Raw genomic sequence first — 226 nt, 5'->3', positions numbered from 1 at the left:
CGTTGACTACCTTGGACAGAGACGACCCGTTCGACGAGCGCTGGATGTAGTAGTCCACGGTGCGCTGGATGACGTCGTTGTCGACCTCGTAGCCCATGCGCCCGAGCTCCTCGATCACGCCCTCCGGGCCCAGCAGGTAGACCAGCATGATGGTGTCGGCCTGCTTGGAGAGCTTGTAGTTGTTCGTCATGTCGCCCTCGTTCTCCAGCAGGAGGTCCAGGCGGCC

The 226-nt window shown here is 62.4% G+C and carries 1 protein-coding gene; it reads right to left on the bottom strand.

Annotated elements, in window-relative coordinates; genetic code table 11:
* On the bottom strand, positions 1-226 hold a 226-nt coding region (locus tag IG178_RS24955), incomplete at both ends, for a hypothetical protein (protein ID WP_193215265.1).

Source organism: Neoluteolibacter marinus (assembly GCF_014904755.1).
Lineage (GTDB): Bacteria > Verrucomicrobiota > Verrucomicrobiia > Verrucomicrobiales > Akkermansiaceae > Haloferula > Haloferula marina.
This window is presented reverse-complemented; position numbering and strand designations above follow the sequence as displayed.